Source organism: Kitasatospora sp. MY 5-36, assembly GCF_001182915.1.
In the GTDB taxonomy this organism is placed as follows: Bacteria; Actinomycetota; Actinomycetes; order Streptomycetales; family Streptomycetaceae; genus Kitasatospora.
The window spans coordinates 26,330-33,165 of the sequence record NZ_LFVW01000024.1; the positions used below are offsets into that span (position 1 = coordinate 26,330).

Annotated in this window: 6 protein-coding genes; 4 read left to right on the forward strand and 2 right to left on the reverse strand. The window is 73.8% G+C overall.

Going from position 1 to position 6,836, the window contains the following annotated elements; genetic code table 11:
* The first annotated feature begins 4 nt into the window (after nt 1–4).
* The 3 genes from AE652_RS02075 (at nt 5) to AE652_RS02080 (ending at nt 1,627) form a co-directional block, all read left to right on the forward strand.
* A complete protein-coding gene (locus AE652_RS02075; RefSeq protein WP_049649325.1) occupies nt 5–388 on the forward strand; it encodes a cyclic-phosphate processing receiver domain-containing protein in 384 nt (127 codons plus the stop codon).
* Between the two features lie 131 nt (nt 389–519).
* Nucleotides 520–666: a hypothetical protein gene (locus tag AE652_RS46095; protein ID WP_159028316.1), complete on the forward strand. Its 147-nt coding sequence runs from the start codon at nt 520–522 to the stop codon at nt 664–666.
* 214 nt (nt 667–880) lie between these two features.
* On the forward strand, nt 881–1,627 hold the full coding sequence (locus AE652_RS02080; protein WP_159028317.1) for a hypothetical protein: 747 nt from the start codon (nt 881–883) through the stop codon (nt 1,625–1,627).
* Between the two features lie 158 nt (nt 1,628–1,785).
* Here AE652_RS02080 and AE652_RS47795 read toward each other — a convergent pair whose 3' ends face one another.
* Nucleotides 1,786–3,969, reverse strand: coding sequence for a glycoside hydrolase domain-containing protein (locus AE652_RS47795; protein ID WP_049649327.1), 2,184 nt, complete (start codon nt 3,967–3,969; stop codon nt 1,786–1,788).
* Nucleotides 3,970–4,257: 288 nt separating this feature from the next.
* Between AE652_RS47795 and AE652_RS02090 the strand changes: the two genes are divergently transcribed.
* Nucleotides 4,258–5,913 carry an FAD-binding oxidoreductase gene (locus tag AE652_RS02090; RefSeq protein WP_049649328.1) on the forward strand — a complete coding sequence of 552 codons (1,656 nt, stop codon included), beginning with the start codon at nt 4,258–4,260 and terminating at the stop codon, nt 5,911–5,913.
* A gap of 43 nt (nt 5,914–5,956) precedes the next feature.
* On the opposite strand, the gene AE652_RS02095 is transcribed toward AE652_RS02090, so the two are convergent.
* Nucleotides 5,957–6,836: hypothetical protein (locus tag AE652_RS02095; RefSeq protein WP_234348184.1), on the reverse strand; the 880-nt coding region annotated here is incomplete at its 5' end.

The window sequence follows — 6,836 nt, forward strand, 5'->3', positions numbered from 1 at the left end:
CCCGATGGAAGAAGCGCCCACCGCACCGACGCCCGTCGTCCTCGGCATCGACGACCTGCGACCGCTCCCCGGCGCCACACGGATCGCCCGCACCAGCCGCGAAGGCACCCGGCTCCTGGAGGAGCACCGCGACGGCTTCATCGACGAACTCTGGCTCGACCACGACCTCGGCGGCGACGACACCGTCATGCCCGTGGTGGCCCTCCTGGAAGAAGCGGCCTTCGAGGGACGGCCCTTCCGGATCGGAACGGTCTACGTCCACAGCGCCAACCCCGTCGGCTCCGCCTCCGTCGTCCGGTCACTCACGCGCTGGAACTACCGTGTCCGGCGGGCGTCTGCCCAGGATCCGGTCGGGCGTTCCGGGGGCGACGCCATCGGCGGTGCGTGAGGGGGTGCCACTGGAGTGGGAGCTCCAGTGGTGTCCGACCCCGGGGGGACGGTCCAGCTCCCGCGGCCCCGTCCGGCCGTCGGCCTCGCTGACGCGGTGCGGCCGCGGCCGATGTCCGCGGCCGCCGCGTCGTGGACCTGCGGGAGCGGCCTGGGCGGTGCATCCGCGTCGTCGCCGCGCGGTTGTGGAGCATCGAGAACAACCTGTCCATCTCGAACATGGACTTCGACGACTTCGCCGGGAACGTCGACGCCGACGGCGTGTTCAGGGGCTTCTGACCATCGGCCGCCGATCAGGCGGCCACCGCCGACGCCCGGCGGTGACAGCCCGGTCGCGGATCACCGGCCTGCCAACGGACCACGGATCGCGGCGGCTTCCGACCACGACATTCCCCGGATCCCCGGCTCACGCGACACCGCCGAAGACGTCAGAGGTGCAGCATGGCCACGACCGCCGGGGGCGGGCCCCACGACGCAAGGTACGGTCCGTCACATGTCGAAACACGGACGACGGATCCGCCTGACCGCCGGGGCTGCCATGGCCCTGCTAGGTGGCGGGTTCGCGATCAACGCCTGGATGAACCGGGTCCCGGAGACCAGGGTCTACGAGGGCACCGTGGCCGGCAAGCCGCTGCTGGTCGGCTCGGACGGCCGGACCCTGACACTGAGCATCGGGTGGGGTTGTGAGAAGCAGCCCGAACTCGTGGCCCGCGAGTCCGCCGACGCGGTGAAGGTCTCCCTGCGGCACACAGTCCCCCCGGGGTTCTGCGACCCGGGTGGCATCGGACAGATCACGACCCACCTGAACAAACCGCTCGGGACCAGGGCGCTGAACGATACCACCGGCAAGCCCGCCGTCCACTTCGACGAGCGCGACCTCCTCCGGCCCGTGTTCCTGCCGGAGAACTACTCCCCCTATCCCGCGGGCAGGATGGTCCACCTACCCGGTCTGGCCCCGCTCCCGCCCGACACTCCGGCCTGGGCCAGCGGGTACCGACTGGGGACGGGCCCTGAACAAGGCAATCTGATCATCAGCCAGACCCTCCGGAACAGCGCACCACCGGAGGGCCGGGCCGCCCTGGTCAAGGGCCACCCCGCGGCCATCACGCAATCCGATCCGAACGGCGGGCCCCGTTCGCTGACTTGGTCGGACGGGACCTACACCTTCGTCGTCACGACCGGTGCTCCCCCGCGGCTCTCGGACGAGGAACTCGTCCGCGTCGCCGAGAATCTGCGGTGACCGACACCACGACGATGTCCGGCGGCTGTCCATCAGGCTGCCCCGGCGGAGTCTCGGCCGCTCCTGCGCCGGTCAGGGCGGAGAGCCTTCATCGAGCCAGACGCCCCCGCCTCCGGGGCTGCCGGGGGCGGGGGCGTCGGGTGCGGGGTGGGTCCGGGTCAGCTGCGGGTGACCACGAGCTGGCTGGAGCCGTCCGGCAGGCCCGCGATGGCGGCGCGCTGGGCCGGGAAGGTGCTCGCGCCGTACGGGCCCTGGACGGCGGCGAAGCCGGACCAGGAGCCGTTGCCGAAGCGGGTCTCGTGGTAGACGTTGCCGTCGCCGCCGACCACCGCCACCTGGGACGAGCCGTCCGGCAGGCCGGCGATGCCGACCGTCCGCGCGGCCATGGTGGGCGTGCCGACGCCGGGGAGCGCGGCGAAGCCGGACCAGTTGCCGTCGGCGAAGCGGGTCTGGTGGTAGACGTTGCCGTCGTTGCCGACCGCCAGGACCTGCGAGGAGCCGTCCGACAGGCCCGTGATGGCCACCCGGCCGGCCGCCATCCGCGAGCTGTTCACCCCGGGGAGCGGGGCGAAGCCGCTCCAACTGCCGTTGGAGAAGCGGGTCTCGTGGTAGACGTTGCCGTCGTTGCCGATCGCCAGGACCTGGGCGGAGCCGTCGGGCAGGCCGGCGATGGCGACGTCCCCGGCCGCCATGGTCGGGGTGCCGACGCCGGGGAGCGGGGCGAAGCCGGACCAGTTGCCGTCGGAGAGGCGGATCCGGTGGTAGACGTTGCCGTCACTGCCGACGGTCAGCACCTGCGAGGAGCCGTCCGGCAGGCCCGCGATGGCGGCCCGGCGGGCCTGGGTGGCGGGCGTGCCGTCGTCGGGGAGTGCGGCGAAGCCGCTCCAGCTGCCGTTCGCGGCGCGGACCCCGTGGTAGAGCCGGCCGTCCAGGCCGATGCCCAGCTCCTGCGAGGAGCCTCCCGGCAGCCCGGCGATCGCGGCCTCCGAGCCGCGGAAGACGCCCGCACCGCCCGTCAGCGGGCTGAAGCCGGGCCAGGTGCCCGAGCTCTGGCGCACGCCGAGGAAGAGCGCGGAGGACAGGGAGGGCGGGGCGCTGGTGAGCTGGATGTCGACGTAGTCCTGGTCGATCGCTATCGAGTAGCCGCCCCAGCTCTCCGGGTTCGCCGGCGAGGCGTACTGGTGGGCGCGCTGGTGGTTGGACCAGTAGCCGGCCGGTATCGACGGGTCGGCGGTGTCCTCCTTGCCGTTCCAGTTGGCGCTGAAGACGGCGTCGGGCATGGTGTAGGCGCTGTTGCCGGCGTTGGCGGCGAGGTCCTTCATGCCGGACGAGGAGCTGCTGTAGACGCCGGAGTTGTAGCCCCAGGCGTGCAGTTCGTTGGTCCAGGCGGTGAGGAAGGCGAGCACCGTGGCCGAGTACTGCGGGGTGGTGTAGCCCTCCATGTCGTAGTAGAGGATCGTGCCGGGGCCGAAGCCGAGGGCCTGGGCCTGGGCCACCGCGTCGTCGGCGGCGTTGGCGCCCTCGGTGGCGGGGTAGGCGATCTTCGGGGCCTGCACGCCGACGTACAGCGGCATGAAGGACCAGCCCGCGGACTGCTGCTGCTGGACCCAGGAGGACGTCAGGTTCGGCTGGGCGCAGCCCCGCCTGACGCCGCCGATGTAGATGCCGACCGCCCGGTACGGGGAGGAGGTCATCCACGCGTTCATCGCGGCGCCGGAGGGCGCCGTGCAGGCGTCGAAGCCCTTGCCGGTGTAGTTCGTCGCCGACGCGGGCACCTGGGCCGCGGCGGCCATCGGTGCGGCCATGGCCCGGCTGGACGGCGCGGCGGCGGACTTGGGCGTGGCGGACTTCGCGGCGGGGGCCGTCGGGGCTGCGGCGGGCGCCGGCTCCGGTCGGTGTTCCGGCGCGGGGGTGAGCCCGGCACTGGTGATGATCCGGCGCACCAGCGGCTGGTCCGTGTCGTACGTCCCGGTCACCGCGACGACGCCGTCCTCCGCGCGGATCGTCTGCGCGACGGGGTTGGAGCCCTCCCGGTCGGGCGCGGCGCCGGCGGCGGGTTCGACCAGCAGGGCCTCCGAGCGGCCGGTCAACCGCGGCGGGCAGACCTGCTGTTCGCCCGGGTGGCCGAGGTACACCGCGTGCTGGTCGAAGCGGACGCAGGCCTGCGGGTCCGCGGCCAGGTCGACGACCGGCCAGGCCGTGGGCACCTGGAAGACGCGGCCCTGGTAGGTCACCTTCTTGGTGTCCGGGCTTCCGGCGGGGGCGGCTACGGCGGAGCCGGCGGCGGGCGCCGCCATGAGGACGGCCGCCGCGACGACCGCGGCGCTCCGGAGCGCTGTCATACGGGTCTTCACCCAGATATCTCCTGACACGACGAAAGGCCGCACGCCGACAGGTCGGCCGCGCGGCACGGGCACGTCACCCTATCCGCGCCCTCGGACAGGCGGTGTCGCAGGCCCCTCCGGTCCGGCCGACCGTCCGTCAGCCGTCGCCCCGGGGCCCGCTCCCGCGCGTCGGGTCAGCCCGGCGGACAGGACGCGTTCTGTTCTCAACTCCGGTCGTGTGTGGGACCGTTGGCAGCGGGCGTCGTCACGGAGAGACCCGGATCGCGGGGGAACGGGGTGGTGGACATGACGGACCGGCCGGGCCCATACGGACCGAACCGCCGGGGCCTGCTCGCCTCGGCCGGCGCCCTGCTGGCCGGCGGCGCGGCCTCGGGCCTGCCGGGGGCCGCGGGGTCCGCGGGGTCCGCCGGAGGAGCCGCTCCGGCGCAGGCCCCGGGCCGGGGCGCGGCGGTGATCCGGCGGGGCGACCCCCGGTACGCGAGCCTGCTGCGGGGCGACAACTTCCGCTTCGCCGGCGACCCGGACGAGATCCGGGTCGCCGCCACCACCGAGGACGTCGTACGCGCCGTCACCGAGGCGCTGCGCTCCGGGCGGAGGATCGCGCCGCGCAGCGGCGGCCACTGCTTCGAGGACTTCACCGCCGATCCGGGCGTCCGCCTGCTGCTGGACCTCTCCCCCATGGACGCGGTCGGCTACGACCCGGAGCGGCGGGCGTTCGCCGTCCGGCCCGGCGCCACGCTCGGGCGGGTGTACCGGGCGCTGTTCACGGGCTGGGGCGTGACGGTCCCGGCGGGCGCGTGCCCCGAGGTGGGCGCCGGCGGGCACTTCGCCGGCGGCGGGTACGGGCCGCTCTCGCGCCGCTACGGCTCGGTGGTGGACCACCTCCACGGCGTGGAGGTGGTGGTGGCGGACCGGGCCGACCGGGCGCGGACGGTGGTCGCCACCCGTGAGCCGGACGACCCGCACCGGGACCTGTGGTGGGCCCACACCGGCGGTGGCGGCGGCAACTTCGGCGTGGTCACCCGCTACTGGCTGCGCTCCCCGGACGCGACGGGCGACGACCCGTCCCGGCTGCTGCCGCCCTCGCCCCGCGAGCTGAAGGGCTACCAGGCGGTCTGGGCCTGGGACGAGCGGATGACGGCGCGGGCGTTCACCACCCTGCTGCGCAATTTCGGCACCTGGCACGAGCGTCACAGCGAGCCGGGCTCCCCGTACGCGGGCCTGTACGCCATCCTCTCGGTGGCCCGTCGCGGCGGCGGCCCGATCACGATGTTCGTGCAGGCCGACGCCACCGTCCCCGACCTGGACCGGATGGTGGCCGAGCTCGTGTCCGCGGTCGGCGCGGGCACCGGCGTCGAACCCGCCGTCGACCACCGGACCGTACCGTGGCTGCACGCCCTCACCTGGCCGGGCGCGGGAGCGGCCGGGGACATGTTCAGCCGGCGCTACAAGCTCAAGGCGGCGTACCTGCGCCGCTCGTACACCGACGCCCAACTCGCCACCGCCTACAGCTGGTTGACGGATGGCTCCGCCGTCTCGCACGGCGGTCTGCTGTTCGTCGGCTACGGCGGCCAGGTGAACGCGGTGGCGCCGGGGGCGACCGCGACCGCCCAGCGGGACGCGGTGATGAAGGTCGTCTACCAGACGGTGTGGACGGACGAGCGGGAGGACGCGGCGAACCTCGCCTGGGTGCGGGGGTTCTACCGCGCGATGTACGCGGACACCGGCGGCGTGCCGGTGCCCGGCGAGGTCAGCGACGGCTCGTACATCAACTACCCCGACGCCGACCTCGCCGACCCGGCCTGGAACCGCTCCGGCGTCCCGTGGCACACCCTCTACTACAAGGACGACTACCCGCGGCTCCAGGCCGTGAAGGCCCGCTGGGACCCGTACGGGCTCTTCCGGCACACCCTCTCCGTCGAGCCCCGGCCGGCCCCGTGACGCCGCTCCGGAACAGCCGGATCCCGTACGGACGGACGGCGGGTCAGCGGACGGTCACCTGCCAGGCGCTGTACGCCGTGGCCATGCGGCCGGCGATGCCGGGGCAGTAGTAGGTCGACGGGTTCATGGTGGCGGCGGGGAAGACGGTCGAGTTGGAGGGGCCGGCGTCGCTCCAGGCGCCGGTGGCGGGGGTGCGGACCTTCAGCCCGGTGGTCTCGACGACCCGTCCGCTCAGGTCCTGGCAGACGCCCACGTTGCCGGAGGCCGTCCGGTCGGAGTAGTACTCGAACATGTCCCAGCCGTAGTCGAGGCCGGTCTGGTCGGTGCCCCGGCTGGTGAAGAACGGGTCCCAGGTGCTGGTGGCGACGTTGTAGAGGGAGGCGCTCCAGGTGTTGGTCCGGGCGTCCGTGAGCTGGACCTGGACGCTGTAGGCGGAGCGGCCGTTCACGGTGGCGCCGTACTTCCGGAGGAAGGCGGCGTCGATGTCGACGGTCGCGCCGACCGCCTGGGAGGGGTCGGTGGTGCACCAGTCCCAGGCCCATATCTGGGCGCTGTCCCGGGTGTGGACGGTGACCATCTCGATGCAGGAGTTGCTGCGCGGCTTGGTGGTGGGGGCGTAGAGGAAGTCGTTGGCGCCGCTCAGACGCAGCGCGTCGTCGAGGGTGTGGGTGGCGATGACGGCGTCGTAGCCGGTGTTGCCGTTGGGGCCCAGCTCGGTGCCCCACCACCGGTGGGCCTGGGCGGCGATCGGCGCCGGGGCGGTGCGGTTCGTGGCCGTCTCCGAGGGCCGCGCCTTTGTGGCGAGGCCCTCGCGCAGCTCGCGGAACCGCTGGACGGCGGGCCGGTCCTGCGGCCTGATGCCGGCGTCGCCGAGGACGCGGCCGGACACGGGGGCGCCCGTCGGTGCGTCGGCCCGCGGGGCG

Coding starts and splice junctions, on each gene's coding strand:
- AE652_RS02075 (WP_049649325.1), top strand. CDS start 5: ATGGAAGAAGCGCCCACCGCACCGACGCCCGTCGTCCTCGGCATCGAC.
- AE652_RS02080 (WP_159028317.1), top strand. CDS start 881: ATGTCGAAACACGGACGACGGATCCGCCTGACCGCCGGGGCTGCCATG.
- AE652_RS47795 (WP_049649327.1), bottom strand. CDS start 3,969: ATGACAGCGCTCCGGAGCGCCGCGGTCGTCGCGGCGGCCGTCCTCATG.
- AE652_RS02090 (WP_049649328.1), top strand. CDS start 4,258: ATGACGGACCGGCCGGGCCCATACGGACCGAACCGCCGGGGCCTGCTC.